15 protein-coding genes are annotated in these 15,970 nt (G+C 61.3%); 7 read left to right on the forward strand and 8 right to left on the reverse strand.

Annotated features, from left to right (window positions below):
- Positions 1 to 28 precede the first annotated feature (28 nt).
- The 4 genes from I8746_RS00490 to I8746_RS00505 all read left to right on the forward strand — a co-directional run bounded on the left by I8746_RS00490 (position 29) and on the right by I8746_RS00505 (position 2,791).
- Positions 29 to 526, forward strand: a complete 498-nt coding sequence (locus I8746_RS00490) for a phage infection protein (RefSeq protein WP_221099802.1) — start codon at positions 29 to 31, stop codon at positions 524 to 526.
- Positions 527 to 648: 122 nt separating this feature from the next.
- On the forward strand, positions 649 to 1,284 hold the full coding sequence (locus tag I8746_RS00495; protein WP_003249603.1) for a TetR family transcriptional regulator: 636 nt from the start codon (positions 649 to 651) through the stop codon (positions 1,282 to 1,284).
- A gap of 52 nt (positions 1,285 to 1,336) precedes the next feature.
- Positions 1,337 to 2,437 carry an AGE family epimerase/isomerase gene (locus tag I8746_RS00500; protein ID WP_221099805.1) on the forward strand — a complete coding sequence of 367 codons (1,101 nt, stop codon included), beginning with the start codon at positions 1,337 to 1,339 and terminating at the stop codon, positions 2,435 to 2,437.
- A 105-nt stretch (positions 2,438 to 2,542) separates the two neighbouring features.
- Positions 2,543 to 2,791 carry a hypothetical protein gene (locus tag I8746_RS00505; RefSeq protein WP_012053847.1) on the forward strand — a complete coding sequence of 83 codons (249 nt, stop codon included), beginning with the start codon at positions 2,543 to 2,545 and terminating at the stop codon, positions 2,789 to 2,791.
- 48 nt (positions 2,792 to 2,839) lie between these two features.
- On the opposite strand, the gene I8746_RS00510 is transcribed toward I8746_RS00505, so the two are convergent.
- The 6 genes from I8746_RS00510 to I8746_RS00535 form a co-directional block, all read right to left on the reverse strand.
- Positions 2,840 to 3,604, reverse strand: coding sequence for an SDR family oxidoreductase (locus tag I8746_RS00510; protein ID WP_003249597.1), 765 nt, complete (start codon positions 3,602 to 3,604; stop codon positions 2,840 to 2,842).
- A gap of 593 nt (positions 3,605 to 4,197) precedes the next feature.
- Positions 4,198 to 4,914: an ABC transporter ATP-binding protein gene (locus I8746_RS00515; RefSeq protein ID WP_004576969.1), complete on the reverse strand. Its 717-nt coding sequence runs from the start codon at positions 4,912 to 4,914 to the stop codon at positions 4,198 to 4,200.
- The gene (locus tag I8746_RS00520) at positions 4,911 to 5,786 is read right to left on the reverse strand and encodes an ATP-binding cassette domain-containing protein (RefSeq protein WP_003249594.1); all 876 of its coding nucleotides are present in this window, start codon (positions 5,784 to 5,786) and stop codon (positions 4,911 to 4,913) included. Before I8746_RS00520 ends, I8746_RS00515 begins: the two co-directional genes overlap by 4 nt.
- Positions 5,783 to 7,084, reverse strand: coding sequence for a high-affinity branched-chain amino acid ABC transporter permease LivM (gene livM / locus I8746_RS00525; protein ID WP_221099807.1), 1,302 nt, complete (start codon positions 7,082 to 7,084; stop codon positions 5,783 to 5,785). The genes I8746_RS00520 and livM overlap by 4 nt, the downstream gene beginning before the upstream one ends.
- A gap of 2 nt (positions 7,085 to 7,086) precedes the next feature.
- Positions 7,087 to 8,001: an ABC transporter permease subunit gene (locus I8746_RS00530; protein WP_003249590.1), complete on the reverse strand. Its 915-nt coding sequence runs from the start codon at positions 7,999 to 8,001 to the stop codon at positions 7,087 to 7,089.
- A gap of 154 nt (positions 8,002 to 8,155) precedes the next feature.
- Positions 8,156 to 9,292 (reverse strand): branched-chain amino acid ABC transporter substrate-binding protein, encoded by a 1,137-nt coding sequence (locus tag I8746_RS00535; RefSeq protein WP_014860425.1) that lies wholly within the window; start codon positions 9,290 to 9,292, stop codon positions 8,156 to 8,158.
- 511 nt (positions 9,293 to 9,803) lie between these two features.
- Between I8746_RS00535 and pncB the strand changes: the two genes are divergently transcribed.
- Together pncB and nadE are read left to right on the forward strand one after the other, a co-directional pair.
- On the forward strand, positions 9,804 to 11,009 hold the full coding sequence (gene pncB / locus I8746_RS00540; protein ID WP_064613810.1) for a nicotinate phosphoribosyltransferase: 1,206 nt from the start codon (positions 9,804 to 9,806) through the stop codon (positions 11,007 to 11,009).
- 3 nt (positions 11,010 to 11,012) lie between these two features.
- Positions 11,013 to 11,840 (forward strand): ammonia-dependent NAD(+) synthetase, encoded by an 828-nt coding sequence (gene nadE / locus I8746_RS00545; RefSeq protein ID WP_003249583.1) that lies wholly within the window; start codon positions 11,013 to 11,015, stop codon positions 11,838 to 11,840.
- Positions 11,841 to 11,950: 110 nt separating this feature from the next.
- Here nadE and azu read toward each other — a convergent pair whose 3' ends face one another.
- Positions 11,951 to 12,400 carry an azurin gene (azu, locus tag I8746_RS00550; protein WP_003249580.1) on the reverse strand — a complete coding sequence of 150 codons (450 nt, stop codon included), beginning with the start codon at positions 12,398 to 12,400 and terminating at the stop codon, positions 11,951 to 11,953.
- Positions 12,401 to 12,749: 349 nt separating this feature from the next.
- On the opposite strand from azu, the gene I8746_RS00555 reads away from it, so the two are divergent.
- Positions 12,750 to 13,337, forward strand: a complete 588-nt coding sequence (locus I8746_RS00555) for a TIGR00730 family Rossman fold protein (RefSeq protein ID WP_003249578.1) — start codon at positions 12,750 to 12,752, stop codon at positions 13,335 to 13,337.
- A 120-nt stretch (positions 13,338 to 13,457) separates the two neighbouring features.
- Here I8746_RS00555 and I8746_RS00560 read toward each other — a convergent pair whose 3' ends face one another.
- On the reverse strand, positions 13,458 to 15,758 hold the full coding sequence (locus tag I8746_RS00560; protein WP_003249577.1) for a YgiQ family radical SAM protein: 2,301 nt from the start codon (positions 15,756 to 15,758) through the stop codon (positions 13,458 to 13,460).
- Positions 15,759 to 15,970 lie beyond the last annotated feature (212 nt).

A 15,970-nucleotide genomic window follows, 5' to 3' on the forward strand; every position in this document is an offset into this window, starting at 1 on the left:
TCCAGCCCCCGAGAGGAGCACCGAAATCATGAAACGCCATCTGCTGACCCTGACCCTGCCCCTTCTGGCCGCCAACGCTTTCGCCCTGCCGGCGTCCGAGCAACACCTGACGTCCGAAGCGCGCTCCAGCGCTGCCGAAATCGCCCAGCCGCTGAAAACCGTCGCTGAAGGCGGCTCCGATCGCCTGATCGAACGTTCCGGCCGCGTTGCCGAAGGTGGCGCTGATCGCCTGATCGAACGTTCTGGCCGTGTTGCCGAAGGTGGCTCCGATCGCCTGATCGAACGTTCTGGCCGTGTTGCCGAAGGTGGCTCCGATCGCCTGATCGAACGTTCTGGCCGCGTTGCCGAAGGTGGCTCCGATCGCCTGATCGAACAAGCTGGCCGTGTTGCCGAAGGCGGCTCCGATCGCCTGATCGAACAAGCTGGCCGTGTTGCCGAAGGCGGCTCCGATCGCCTGATCGAACGTTCTGGCCGAGTTGCTGAAGGTGGCTCGGATCGCTTGGTTGAACTCAGCCGTGTGAGCTGATCGCCATGGCCGAAAAGAACAACTTCTGTCACAACGCTTGCTCCCCTCCAGGCCCGGTCCATTGACCGGGCTTTGTTTTTTTATCTAGAGTGCCCAGCCTGACCGTTACAGAAGCCCGCATCATGCTGCCGCGCGCCGAACAGAAGCTACAGACCCGCCAGGCCCTGCTCGATGCCGCCTGCCTGCTCATGGAGAGTGGCCGTGGTTTCGGCAGTATCAGCCTGCGCGAAGTGGCGAAGACAGCTGGCATCGTGCCGACCGGCTTCTACCGGCATTTCTCCGACATGGACGCTCTGGGCCTGGCCCTTGTCGCCGAAATCGACACCACCTTCCGCCAGACCATCCGCCTGGTGCGCCAGAACGAATTCGAACTGGGCGGCATCACCGACGCCTCGGTGCGCATCTTCCTCGACGTGGTCGCCGCCCACCGCGCGCAGTTCCTGTTCCTGGCCCGCGAGCAGTACGGCGGTGCGCAGGCCGTGCGCCAGGCCATTGCCCGCCTGCGCCAGGATATCAGCGACGACCTTGCCACCGACCTTGCACGGATGAAGCGCTGGCAACACCTGGACAGCGCCGCGCTTGCGGTGATGGCCGACCTGGTGGTGAAGACCGTGTTCGCCACCCTGCCCGAGCTTATCGACAACCCGGAAGCGGGTTATCCACAGGCCCTGACGCCCCAGGAAAAGATCACCCAGCAGTTGCGCTTCATCTTTGTCGGAGCGCGGCATTGGCAGGGGCTCGGCAACCCAGGCTACTGAAAACCCCACTTCTGCTACCATGGCGCCCTGCCCGACAGCGACGAGCGCCGAAATGTCCGACCCCCGCCCCACCCTGCCCGAACTGGCCCGCTTCAACCAGCACTTCGCCGAACGCATCGTGCCGCTGTGGCAAGGCCCGGGCTGGAACGCCGACATGGCCCTGCCCTACGAAGCGCTGGACGCCCAGCACCATCCGTTGCCGGTGCAGCGCTACCGGGCCATGGCCTGTGCACGCCAGCTGTATGTGTTCAGCAGCCGTATCGGGCAACCGGGCGCCGCCGAACGCGCCGCAGCCCTGTTTCGCTCGCTGCAAAAGCACTTCCACGATGCCGAGCACGGGGGCTGGTTCTACAGCATCGACGCCCACGGCAAGCCGCTGGACCGGCGCAAGGACCTGTATACCCACGCCTTCATCGTGTTCGCCTGCGCGCACTACTGGGGCAAAGTGCGCGAAAACCTGGTGGCGTCCACGTTGAATGCCGCGCTGGACATCATCGACCAGCAGTTCGCCCGTGACGATGGCCTGTACGAAGCCTGCCTGGGCGAAGACTGGGCCGACCTCGGCAGTGGCCCGCTGCAAAACCCGCAGATGCACCTGGCCGAAGCGTTCCTGCAAGTAATGGCTGTGCGTGGCGACGAACATGTCCGCCAGTCACTGCTGCAATTGTGTCAGGCGCTCGAGGCACATTTCATTGAACCGGCCCATGGCCTGATGCTGGAAAAGCCACGCGGGGCTGTGGATAACTGGTTCGAGCCGGGCCACCAGTTCGAGTGGTTCTATCTGCTGCATACCTCCCCGCTGCTGCGTGACACGCCGCTGCATGCGTCGATAGACCGTGCCTTCGGTTTTGCCGAGCAATTCGGGGTGAAAAATACGGCAGTGCTGGCAATGCTGAACGTGGATGGCCGGGTGCTTGATGCCTCCCAGCGTATCTGGGCGCAGGCCGAGTACCTGCGGGCGCTTACATTGCGTGAAGGCAGTGAAGCAAAGCTCGCTGGGCAGTTGGGCGCCCTTTCAGCGCGGTTCCTGCGTGACGCCGGCTGGTATGAGTGCCGAGGGGGTGACGGCGCGGTGAGCAGAGATGACATGCCATCGACCACGCCTTATCACTTGGCTACCTGCCTGGAAGGGCTGAATCAGGCGAACTTCTGACTGTCCATACAACGAACCTGTCAGGGGTGAGCGTTTCCCTCTGCCGGAAGCATCTCCCCACGCCTATGTTGGTGCTCCTTTCTCGAACGTTCAGGAGTAACCAACATGGAAGCAGAAGCCTTCAAGGCATTTGTCGAAGAGCAGATCAACCGAGCGGCACAGAAGATAATCGATCACGGCCACCGCTATGACGAGCACTCCCATGGCAAACTCAGCTACCTGCTAAGCCTGCGCCGTGTCATCAATTGCAAAGCAACGGCCGAGGACATGGGCCGGCATGACGCCATCAACGATGTCCTTCAAGCGTTAGGCATCATTCCTAAAGAAAGAACCAGCTTTTACTATATCAACTGAGCGATGCGTTGCTTCGCGAACCGGATCGTTCCGGTTCGCGCCTCCTGCTTAGCCTTTTGATCGGTCGATCGAGAACCCTGCCCAGTCCTGGCTCACCGGCATCAGTTCCAGGCTGTTGATATTGATGTGCGCCGGCTGGTTGAGGATCCAGAAGATGGTCTCGGCAATATCCTGTGGCTGGATCGGCTCCGCACCCGCGTAGGTAGCATCGTACTTGGCCTGGTCACCCCCGAAGCGCACCAGCGAGAACTCGCTCTCGCACAGACCCGGCTCGATGTTGCTCACACGCACGCCTGTACCGCGCAGGTCGCAACGCAGGCTCAGCGAGAACTGGCCGACGAAGGCCTTGGTGCCGCCATACACGTTGCTGCCCGGGTACGGGTAGTTGCCCGCCACCGACCCGACGTTCAGGATCGACGCGCCGCGGCCATGGGCGATGAGCCGTGGCAGCAGCAGGCGAGTGGTGTACATCAGGCCCTTGATGTTGGTGTCGACCATGGTTTCCCAGTCATCCAGGCTGCAGTTCTGCGCAGCATCCACACCCAGCGCCAAGCCGGCGTTGTTGACCAGACCGCGAATTTTTTCAAAGCCGGCCGGCAGATTGGCAATAGCCTGCTCCATGGCCTTGCGGTCACGCACGTCCAGCACCAGTCCATGCACTTCGGTCTTGGCCGACAGTTCAGCGCACAGGGCGTCCAGGCGCTCTTTGCGGCGCCCAGTGAGTACCAACTTCCAGCCGGCTTCTGCAAAGCGGCGGGCGGTGGCCTCGCCGAAACCGGAAGTCGCGCCAGTGATGAATACGGTGGACGTCATGCTGTGTTCCTCACGGTAGGTTGTCATGGCAGCTTTGCAGCATGCCCGCGGCTGGCCTTGGCAGCAACCCGTTCAGGGGCTGTTCATTTTTTGTTCATATTCTGCAAACCCTTGCAGCAGAAGGCTCGCCGCCAGGTATGCGCATGTTATCCACAAGGCTTTCCCCACGGATTGGGGGCAACTTGTCCACTGCACGGAACCCTTTCAGCGGATTGTGGTCGGTGGATATCTTGGCGGTGATGGCGCAAGGCTTTCAAACATGCCGCCTGCAGCGGTCTGTCCAAGGTTTTTACACAGAGTTATCCACAGGGTTGGCACTGCACTTGAAGCGCACCTAGAGATGTTGAAAGCATGGGAAAATCATCCACAACGGGGATATGAACAAAAAATGATCAAATCGCTACAGGGCTTGATACTCAAGGCCTTGAGCGATATGCCACCATGTTTTCCACAGGCGGCTCCACACTATCCGTGGAAAAGAGTTGGCCTGTGGAAACAATGGCTTGCGAAGGAATATGGGTGTGTTTCGGGAGAAGGGAATGACAAGTTTTCCACATTGAGAAGGGGGCTGCATTGCAGCCCCTGCATACAACTCAGTGCCCGCCCAGATAAGCGTTACGCACTTCCTCATTGACCAACAGTTCCTGCCCGGTCCCGGTCATGCGAATCTGCCCGTTGACCATCACATAGGCCCGGTCCGACAGTTTCAGCGCATGGTTGGCGTTCTGTTCCACGAGGAAGATGGTCATCCCGGTCTTGGCCAGTTCTCGCAGGGTCGAGAAAATCTGCTTGACCACGATCGGCGCCAGCCCCAGCGAGGGCTCGTCCAGCAACAACAACTTCGGCCGGCTCATCAGCGCCCGGGCAATCGCCAGCATTTGCTGCTCGCCACCCGACATGGTCATGGCCCGCTGGTTACGCCGCTCCTTCAACCGCGGGAACAGCTCGTACATGCGCTGCATGTCTTCGTCGGCATGCTTGTCGCCGATGGGGATGGTACCCATCATCAGGTTTTCCTCGACGGTCATGTCGGGAAACACCCGGCGCCCCTCCGGCGACTGGGCAATGCCGTTGGAGGCGATGTAGTGCGAGGATTTGCGGGTAATGTCGGTGCCGCGGTACACGATATGCCCAGATGCCGCCCGCGGCTGGCCGAAAATCGACATCAGCAGGGTCGACTTGCCGGCACCGTTGGCGCCGATCAGGCTTACCGTCTCGCCCTCGTTGATGTGCATCGAGACTTTCTTCAGTGCCTGGATCGGCCCATAGAACACGTCCAGGTCTTTCAGCTCGAGAATGGGTGCACTCATACCAGTTCCTCTTCGTCTGCACCCAGGTAGGCGGCAATCACCGTCGGGTTGTGGCGGATGTCCTGCGGCGCACCTTCGGCAATCACATTGCCGTGGTCCAGCACCACGATATGGTCGGAGATGCTCATGACCATGCCCATGTCGTGCTCGATCAGCACCACAGTGATGTCGTGCTCGTCACGCAGCACACGGATCATGCGGCTGAGTGCTTCGGTTTCCTGCGGGTTCAGGCCCGCCGCCGGTTCGTCCAGGCAGATGATCTTCGGCCGCGTGCACATGGCCCGGGCAATTTCCAGGCGGCGCTGCTGGCCGTACGACAGTTCGCCGGCCAAGCGGTTGGCACAATCGACCAGGTCCACTACTTCCAGCCAGTAGAAGGCGTGGTCCAGCGCATCGCTCTCCGCCTTGCGATAGGCCTTGGTGTTGAACACACCTGCCAGCAGGTTTCGGTTGACCCACATGTGCTGCGCCACCAGCAGGTTCTCCACCACCGACATTTCCTTGAACAGCCGGATGTTCTGGAAGGTGCGTGCCAGGCCGGCGCGGTTGACCAAATGGGTACCGCCGAACATCTTGTAGTACATGCGGTTGGCAAAGCGCGCAGGCGAAACGAAGTCGGCCGGCTGGAAGCGCTCACCGAGCAGCTGGATCACGTTGGTATGGCTGCCGCGCACGTTCAGCTCGATGCGCCCGCCACTGGCCTTGTAAAAGCCGGTCAGGCAGTTGAACACCGTAGTCTTGCCGGCGCCATTGGGGCCGATCAGGGCGAAGATCTGGTTGCGCCGGACCTTCAGGCTGACATCGCTGAGCGCCTTGATGCCACCGAACTGCATCATCAGGTTGTCGACCGAGAGAATGATATCGTCGCTCATGGCGCCACTCCTTTACGCGGGGTCACACCGGTACGGCTGATGCGGATCAGCCCACGCGGTCGCCAGATCATCATCAGCACCATCAGCACGCCGAACAGCAGCACCCGGTATTCGGAGAAGCTGCGCAGCAGCTCTGGCGCCACGGTCAGCACGAACGCCGCAATGACCACGCCCACGGTCGAGCCCATACCCCCCAGTACGACAATGGCGAGGATCAACGCCGACTCGAAGAAGGTGAATGAAGACGGGTTGACGAAACCCTGGTAGGTGGCAAAGAACACCCCGGCCAGGCCGGCGGTAGAGGCGCCAAGGGTAAACGCCGAGAGCTTGACCAATACGTGGTTCAGGCCCATCGAACGGCAAGCGATCTCGTCTTCGCGCAGCGCTTCCCAGGCCCGGCCGACCGGCATGCGGGTCAGGCGGTGCTTGATGTACAGCACCGCCAGCACGACCATGAACAGCACCGCATAGATGAACACGAACTTGAGGTTGGCGTTGTATTCGAAGCCGAAGAACTCATGGATCGGCACCCCGCCATCCTTGGCCCGGCGGCCGAACTCAAGGCCGAAGAAGGTGGGTGAAGGTGCCGGCATGCCGTTGGGGCCACCGGTGAACGATAGCCAGTTGTTCAGCACCAGGCGGATGATCTCGCCAAAGCCCAGCGTCACGATCGCCAGGTAGTCACCGTGCATGCGCAACACCGGGAAGCCGAGGATGCACCCCGCCAGCGCCGCAGCGATGGCCGCCAGCGGCAGCACGCTCCAGAAGCCCAGCCCCAGGTATTGATAACCCAGCGCCAGGCCGTAGGCACCGATGGCATAGAACGCCACGTAACCCAGGTCGAGCAGGCCGGCCAGGCCGACCACGATGTTCAGGCCAAGGCCCAGCAATACGTAGATCAGGCCGAGGATGACCACGGTCAGCAGGTACTTGTTGGCGAAGATCGGGAAGACGATGGCAATCACGATCAGCGCGGGGATGATATAGCGCAGGCGTGACTTGTAGTCCGGGGCGCTCACATGCACGCCCGATCCCCCGCTGTCGAAGCCCTGGAGCATGCGCAGCCCAGGGGCAGTCTGCAGGAACAGGCTGAGCAGGAAGCGCCCCACCATCACACCGCCGACCAGCCAGGCCACGCGGCGCGGCTCGGCATTGAAGGTGTAGCCGTCGAGCACCACACCAACGACCGGACCAAACACGATAAGTGCCAGCAGGCCAGCGACAATGGTCTCCAGCAGGCTGCGTTTAAGGTCGAAACCCTTGGTTTCGCTAAGAGAGGCAGTTTTGGCAACGGACATGTTCACACCTTAGCCACGAGCGGGCGACCCAGCAGGCCTTGTGGGCGGAAGATAAGGATCATCACCAGCAGCGAGAAGCTGAACACGTCCTTGTAGTCGGAGTTGATCAGGCCGGAGAACAGCGACTCGGAAATACCCAGGATGATCCCGCCGAGCATCGCGCCAGGCAGCGAGCCGATGCCACCGAGCACAGCGGCGGTGAACGCCTTGATACCGATGATGAAGCCGGCGTAGAAGTCGAAGGTGCCGTAGTTCATGGTGATGAGCACGCCGGCCAGGGCGGCCATCACTGCACCGATGACGAACACGTAGGAGATTACCCGGTCGGTGTTGATACCCAGGATCGAGGCCATCTTGCGGTCTTGCTGGGTAGCACGGCACATGCGGCCGAGCTTGGTGTACTTGATCACGTAGGTCAGCAGGCCCATGCCGACAAAGGCCGCCACCAGGATGAAGATCTTGGTATAAGTCAGTTGCACGAAGCCGGACCCGACTTCGACACGCATAGCCCCTTCCAGCAGGGTTGGCACGCCTTGCTGGCGGGCGCCCTGGCTGATCTGTGCGTAGTTCTGCAGGATCAGCGAAATGCCGATGGCACTGATCAGCGGTGCCAGGCGGGTGGAGTTACGCAGCGGTTTGTAGGCGATGCGCTCGATGGTGAAACCATAAACGCCGGTGACGACGATGGTGAACAACAAGGTGCCCAGCATCAGCAGGGGGAACGATTCGACACCGAAGTAAGCCAGCAATGCCAGGCTGATCGCCGCGAGGTAAGCGGAGATCATGTACACCTCGCCGTGCGCGAAGTTGATCATGCCGATAATGCCATAGACCATTGTGTAGCCGATGGCGATCAGGCCATAGACCGACCCGAGGGTCAGGCCGTTGACCAGTTGCTGCAGGAAAATACCATCCATAACGCAATCTCACCTGATTGAGATTGCACGAGCGCCGACCACGGCGCGGGCCACCTGTGCGGGGCCCTCGCAGCGCAGAACTGTGCAGATCTACGAATAAAGACAGGTACCGCGGGGCTTGGGCCCGAGCAACCGCCCGGGCCGCGGGCCGTTGTTATTTTTGTTTTTCCAGCTGGTGGTATTTACCGGTCTTGTCCCACTGGTAGACCACGTAGTCGGACACGGTCAGGTCGCCCTTGCTGTCCCACTTCTTCTCACCCATGACGGTCTGCACCGGGTTGGCCTTGAGCCACTTGGCAGCGTCCTCGCCCTTGTTCGACTTCGCGCCATTGAACGCGGCAGCCAGAGCCTGCAGCGAAGCGTAGGCGTACAGGGTGTAGCCCTCAGGTTCGGTGCCGGCCTTGCGGAACTCCTCCACCACCGCCTTGCTGTCTGGCAGCAGGCGCGGGTCGGCACCGAAAGTCATGTACACGCCGTCAACGTATTGCGCGCCGCCGGCGGTAGACACCAGTTCGTCGGTGACGATGCCATCATCGGACATGAACTTGACGTCCTTCAGGCCCTGCTCGCGCAGCTGGCGTACCAGCGGGCCGGCTTCCGGGTGCAGGCCGCCGAAATAGACCACGTCGGCACCGGTAGAGCGGATCTTGGTGACCACAGCGCTGAAGTCTTTCTCGCCCCGGGTGAGGCCTTCGTACAGCACAGGCTCCACGCCGCGTTTCTTCAGCTGAGCCTTGGTCGCGTCAGCCAGGCCTTGGCCGTAGGTGTCCTTGTCGTGCAACACCGCGACCTTCTTGCCCTTGAGCACGTCGACGATGTAGTCGCCAGCGACGATACCCTGCTGGTCGTCACGGCCGCACATGCGGAACATGGCGCTCAGGCCGCGCTCCGTGACCGCTGGGTTGGTGGAGCCTGGGGTGATGGCGATCACGCCCGCCTCGTCATATACCTCGGACGCCGGGATCGTGTTGGAGGAACAGAAGTGGCCCACTACGCCGATCACCTTGTCCTGGTCGACCAGTCGGTTGGCCACGGCCACGGCTTGCTTCGGCTCACAGGCGTCATCGCCTTTGACCAGGACGATTTTCTCGCCATTCACGCCACCGGCGGCGTTGATCTTGTCGGCCGCTGCCTGCGCACCTTTCATGTACTGCTCGCCAAACGCTGCGTTGGCACCGGTCATTGGGCCCGCTACACCGATCTTGACGTCGGCCTGAACATACGAAGAAACACCCAGCGCCGTAGCTACGGCCAGAGCCAGGAAACCTTTCTTGTAAAACGTCTGCGACATGAGGTGGTGCTCCTAGAGTTTTTTTGGTTGGCACTACAACTACTCAGCCCTGTGCTCAGAGCAAGGGCCGTGCCATCGGTTTTGTCTTCCGGGAAAACACACTGTGCAGGGTGCCTGTAGGCGACGGGCGGCCTTTTCTTTATTGAGCGTGCAACCGTCTGCCACGCGGCAGGCGCCACCACACGTACAGACAAGGAGCAACCGTCGAGTGCCATCATTGCAACCCTGGCAAGTGTTTACGTGCAACCGCCCTGTAACAGCGGACGTCACCGAACTGCACACCGCTGGTGCGCGACTGCTACAGGCGGCACCGTTTCAAGGCTAGCTGGTGCACGGAAAAACACCTCTGTTTTGGCTGTTTCGGCCTCTTCGCGGGCACGCCCGCGCCTAAAATAGGAACAAGTCCCCGCACCGTGTAGGGGCGGGCTTGCCATGAAGAGGCCGGAACAGCCACACAAGGGGTAAAAGGCTGGCACAATGGCCGCCAATCGCCGCTTCCGGAGCCCCCTTGATGAGCGAAAGCGCATTCGCCGAGCGCATCGTGCACAACTTGCTCGACACCGACTTCTACAAACTCACCATGATGCAGGGCGTGCTGCACAACTACCCGGACGCCGACGTCGAATGGGAATTCCGCTGCCGCAACGGTGAGGATCTGCGCCCCTACCTCGGCGAAATTCGCAATGAGCTCGAGCGGCTTGGCGACCTCACCCTGGACGATGGCCAGCTGGCCTTCCTCGAACGTATCAGCTTCCTCAAGCCCGACTTTTTACGCTTTCTGCGACTGTTCCGCTTCAACCTGCGCTACGTGCACGTCGGCATCGAAAACGACCAGCTGTTCCTGCGCCTGAAAGGTCCGTGGCTGCATGTGATCCTGTTCGAAGTGCCGCTGCTGGCCATCATCAGCGAAGTACGCAACCGCAATCTGCACCCGCACATGCGCCTGGCCGAGGCGCGGGATCAGTTGTACCGCAAGTTTGACTGGCTGCGTGCACATGCCAGCGACGACGAGCTGGCCGAACTGCAGGTGGCCGACTTCGGCACCCGCCGGCGCTTTTCCAGCCGCGTGCAGGAGGAAGTGGTAAGGGTGCTGCGCGACGACTTCCCCGGCCGTTTTGTCGGCACCAGCAACGTCGACCTGGCATGGAAACTGGATATCAAACCGCTGGGCACCATGGCCCACGAGTGGATCATGGCCCACCAGCAGCTCGGCCCCCGGCTGATCGACAGCCAGATCGCCGCGCTGGACTGCTGGGTACGCGAGTACCGCGGCTTGCTCGGCATCGCCCTGACCGACTGCATCACCATGGATGCCTTCCTCGGCGATTTCGACCTGTACTTCGCCAAGCTGTTCGACGGCCTGCGCCATGATTCGGGCGAGCCGGTAGCCTGGGCAGAAAAGGCCATTGCCCATTACCAGAAACTGGGTATCGACCCGATGACCAAGACCCTGGTGTTTTCCGACGGCCTCAACCTGACCCGCTCGCTGGAAATTTTCCGCGCCCTGCGCGGCCGCATCAACGTCAGCTTTGGCATCGGCACCAACCTGACCTGCGACATCCCTGGTGTGGCACCCATGAGCATCGTGCTTAAAATGACCGACTGCAACGGCGCGCCGGTGGCCAAGATCTCTGACGAAGCCGCCAAGACCCAGTGCCGCGACGAGAACTTCGTCGCCTACATGCGTCACGTATTCAAAGTCCCCAGCAAGGAGTAACCCATGCAAGCGGTTCAGCAAGAGATTGCCCAGGCGCTGAAGGTACAGCCGCCGTTCGCCGACGCGGCAGCGCTCGAGGCCGAAGTCGCCCGACGGGTGGCGTTCATCAAGGACTGTCTGGCCAATGCTCGACTCAAGACCTTGGTGCTGGGCATCAGCGGTGGCGTCGACTCACTGACTGCCGCCCTGCTCGCCCAGCGCGCCATCAACGAGCTGCGCGCCGAGACCGGCGACAAGGCCTACACGTTCATTGCCGTGCGCCTGCCGTACCAGGTACAGCATGACGAGCATGACGCCCAGGCATGCCTGGATGTGATCAAGGCAGATGAAGTTCACACGGTGGATATCGCCCCGGCAGTGCGTGCATTGGCAGCTGAAGTGGCGGCGCTGAAGAATGGCTCGCCGACGTTGGTGGACTTCGTGGTTGGCAACGTCAAGGCACGTACCCGGATGGTCGCCCAGTACACCATCGCTGGCGCCCGCGCAGGTCTGGTGATCGGAACCGACCACGCCGCCGAGGCGGTGATGGGCTTCTTTACCAAGTTTGGTGATGGTGCCTGCGACCTGGCGCCGTTGAGTGGGCTGGTGAAGAATCAGGTGCGGGCGATTGCGCGCAGCTTCGGTGCGCCGGAGTCACTGGTGGAAAAGGTGCCAACGGCCGACCTCGAAGACCTGGAGCCGGGCAAGCCGGACGAGGCGTCACATGGCGTGACCTACGCGCAGATCGATGCCTTCCTGCATGGGCAGCCGGTTGACCAGGCAGCGTTCGACATCATCGTCGCCACCTACCGCAAGACCCAGCACAAGCGCGAACTGCCGTTCGCTCCTTGATAGGCGATAGAAAGACCTGTAGGAGCGGGTTCACCCGCGAATACGAGGGTGAACCCACCGACGCATTCGCGGGTGAACCCGCTCCTACAGGGTTCGCCGTCAGCCTTTGATTACTTGACGATGACCTTGCCTTTCATCATCGAGATGTGGCCCGGGAAGGTGCAGAAGAAGCTGTAGTCACCACCGGCTTCCAGCTTGGAAGTGTCGAACTTCACTTCGGTTTCTTTCTCAGGCGCGCCGATCATCTTGGTGTGGGCGATGATCGCGGCGTTGTCAGCCTTCAGGTAGTCCTTATCCAGACCCTGGCTCATGCCTTCGGTGGCAATGGCCTGCATGTCGGCAGTCTTGCTGATCACCAGGTTGTGGCCCATGACGTTCTTCGGCAGGTTGCCAGAGTGGGTCAGTTTGACGGTGAATTCCTTGCAGCTCTTGTCGACAGTGAATTCCTTGCTGGTGTAGGACATCTGGTCAGTCGAGTCGACAGTGACCGAGCACTCGGCGGCGAAGACAGAAGCGCTGGCGAGGGTCAGCAGGGATACCGCTACAGCTTTCGCAAACATCATGAATCTCCTTGGCAGGGTTTTATCAATTGCGAGACTGCCTGAAACCGTTCAGCCCCTTGCTGATATGGGTCAAGGGGGTGTCAAGCGGTCAGCCAGTAGAATTGTTCAATGGATTGTATACAACCAATCTAAGGGCACATCATGCCCTTTTATTAGACGATGGGACAACCTCTCATTTAGGAGCAATACCAAATGCCCATCTCCAACTTCCTCAATAGCCTGCTCGCTGCCTACGCCCACGGCACCACAGGAGCCATCTGCGAATTCTCCCGACCAGAATGAACCCGGCCTTGGAAGCGACGGGCATGCGCCGTACCCTGTGCGCCTGAGTGACAGGAGATGAGCAATGCCCGTACGTTCCGTTTGTGTGTTCTGCGGCGCCAGCATGGGCGCCAACCCTGCCTACCGTGAAGCAGCCGTCGCGCTAGGCCAGGCCATTGCCCGCCGTGGCTTGACCCTGGTGTATGGCGGTGGCGCGGTCGGCTTGATGGGCGTGGTGGCCGACGCGGCCATGGCGGCCGGCGGCGAAGTGGTCGGGATCATTCCACAGAGCCTGCTGGACGCTGAAGTCGGCCACAAAGGCCTGACCCGCCTGGAAGTGGTGGATGGCATGCATGCGCGCAAGGCCCGCATGGCCGAGCTGAGCGATGCCTTCATTGCCTTGCCGGGAGGGCTGGGTACGCTGGAGGAACTGTTCGAAGTGTGGACCTGGGGGCAGCTGGGCTATCACGCCAAGCCACTCGGGCTACTGGATGTGAACGGTTTCTACGACAAGCTGGGCGGGTTCCTCGACCATATCGTCGAAGAAGGCTTCGTGCGCCCGCAACACCGGGCGATGTTACTGCTGGGGCAGCAGCCGGACGAGCTGCTGGACGGGATGGACAGCTTTGTGGCGCCGGTCGCGCCTAAGTGGGTCGACAAGCAGCCTGATTGAAGCTGAGACTTTTGGGACCGCTTCGCGGTCCTTTCGCGACACAAGGCCGCTCCCACAAAGGCAATGGGGGAGCGGCCTTGTATCGCGATGGGCTGCAAAGCAGCCTCAATAGTCGATCAGTTAACGCGGAATGACAGGCTGACGCGGCTTCTTGTTGCCCTTGCCGCCCTTGCTCGCCTCTTTGCGCTCCTTGGCCGCCTGCTGGTTACGCGCAAACGCCTCGGCCTTGGCCTTTTCGCGCTTGTCCCACGGCTTGCTGCCATCGCTGCCACGCGGCGGCAGGCCGGTGTGCTGGGTGAGGATCTTCTGGTCCTTGCCCACCTTGTGGCTCCCCGCCGGGGTCGAGTTCTTCCGGCGCGCGCTCTGGTAGCTGTCGGTCTGCGGCTGGTGCGCCGGAATCAGCTGGTGCTTGCCCGGCCCGATCAGGTCGGCGCGCCCCATACGCTGCAGCGCTTCACGCAGCATCGGCCAGCCCTTCGGGTCGTGGTAGCGCAAGAACGCCTTGTGCAGACGGCGTTGCTCGTCGCTCTTGACGATCTCCACCCCTTCGCTCTTGTAGGTCACCTTGCGCAGCGGGTTCTTGCCTGAGTGGTACATGGCCGTAGCCGAGGCCATTGGCGACGGGTAGAACGCCTGTACCTGGTCGGCACGGAAGCCATTGCCCTTCAGCCACAGGGCCAGGTTCATCATGTCTTCGTCGGTGGTACCGGGGTGCGCGGCAATGAAGTACGGGATCAGGTACTGCTCCTTGCCCGCTTCTTTCGAGAATTTCTCGAACATGCGCTTGAAGCGGTCATAGGTGCCGATACCCGGCTTCATCATCTTGTCCAGCGGGCCACGCTCGGTGTGCTCCGGGGCAATCTTCAGGTAGCCGCCTACGTGGTGGGTGACCAGTTCCTTGACGTACTCCGGCGATTCCACCGCCAGGTCGTAGCGCAGGCCGGAAGCAATCAGGATCTTTTTCACACCCGGCAAGGCACGGGCCTTGCGGTACAGCTCGATCAACGAGCTGTGGTCGGTATTGAGGTTTTCGCAGATACCCGGGAATACGCACGACGGCTTGCGGCAGTGCTTCTCGATTTCGGGGCTTTTGCAGGCGATGCGGTACATGTTGGCAGTCGGCCCGCCAAGGTCCGAGACCACGCCAGTGAAGCCCGGCACCTTGTCACGCATCTCTTCGATTTCGTGCAGGATCGACTCGTGCGAGCGGTTCTGGATGATGCGGCCTTCGTGTTCGGTGATCGAGCAGAAGGTACAGCCACCGAAGCAGCCGCGCATGATGTTCACCGAGAAACGGATCATCTCGTAGGCCGGGATGCGCTCCTTGCCATAGGCCGGGTGCGGCACACGGGCGTAAGGCATGCCGAACACGTAGTCCATTTCCTCGGTGCTCATGGGGATGGGTGGCGGGTTGAACCACACATCCACTTCGCCGTGCTTCTGCACCAGCGCGCGGGCGTTGCCTGGGTTGGTCTCCAGGTGCAGCACGCGGTTGGCATGGGCATAGAGCACCGGGTCGTTACGCACCTTTTCGAACGATGGCAGGCGGATCACCGACTTTTCCCGGGTCACGGCCGGGCTGTCGAGAATCTGCACCACCTTGGCTTCGTTCGGGTCTTCCTGGTCGCCCTTGGCCTGTTCTATGGCGCAGGCCTGGGTGTCCTGGGTGTTCACGTACGGGTTGATGATCTTGTCGACGCGCCCCGGGCGGTCGATACGGGTGGAGTCGATCTCGTACCAGCCCTGCGGGGTATCGCGGCGCACGAAGGCAGTGCCGCGCACGTCGGTGATGGTCTCGATCTTCTCACCGTTGGACAGGCGCTGGGCCACCTCGACCACCGCACGCTCGGCGTTGCCGAACAGCAGGATGTCCGCGCTGGCGTCGATCAGGATCGAGTGACGAACCTTGTCCTGCCAGTAGTCGTAGTGGGCGATGCGGCGCAGCGAAGCCTCGATGCCGCCGAGCACGATCGGCACATGCTTGTAGGCTTCCTTGCAGCGCTGGCTGTACACCAGGCTGGCACGGTCCGGACGGCTGCCCGCCAGGCCACCCGGGGTGTAGGCATCGTCGGAACGGATCTTCTTGTCCGCGGTGTAGCGGTTGATCATCGAGTCCATATTGCCGGCGGCCACACCGAAGAACAGGTTCGGTTCGCCGAGCTTCATGAAGTCGTCTTTCGACTGCCAGTTCGGCTGGGCGATGATGCCCACGCGGAAGCCCTGGGCCTCCAGCAGACGGCCAATGATGGCCATGCCGAACGACGGATGGTCAACGTAGGCATCACCGGTCACGATGATGATGTCGCAGGAATCCCAGCCGAGCAGATCCATCTCCTCCCTGCTCATTGGCAGGAAAGGTGCTGGCCCGAAGCATTCGGCCCAGTACTTGGGATAGTCGTAGAGTGGTTTGGCTGCTTGCATGTCAGTGACCGGTTCTGGTGTGCAGGGAAATCGCGGGCGCGGAATATAGCACAAATTTTGACCAAATCCGACTGGATTCGTGGGGATTGGTGGGTAGAGCGACAGTTGGGGGGGGCGTCAGGTGGTTGGTTTGGTGGGTGTGGTGAGGGCGCGAGGTGTACGACACAGCAGTTTCAGCGCCTGTGAAATCGAGCGCCGCCCGCGCGGCGCAT

The organism is Pseudomonas sp. USTB-Z, assembly GCF_019691255.1.
GTDB lineage: Bacteria > Pseudomonadota > Gammaproteobacteria > Pseudomonadales > Pseudomonadaceae > Aquipseudomonas > Aquipseudomonas alloputida.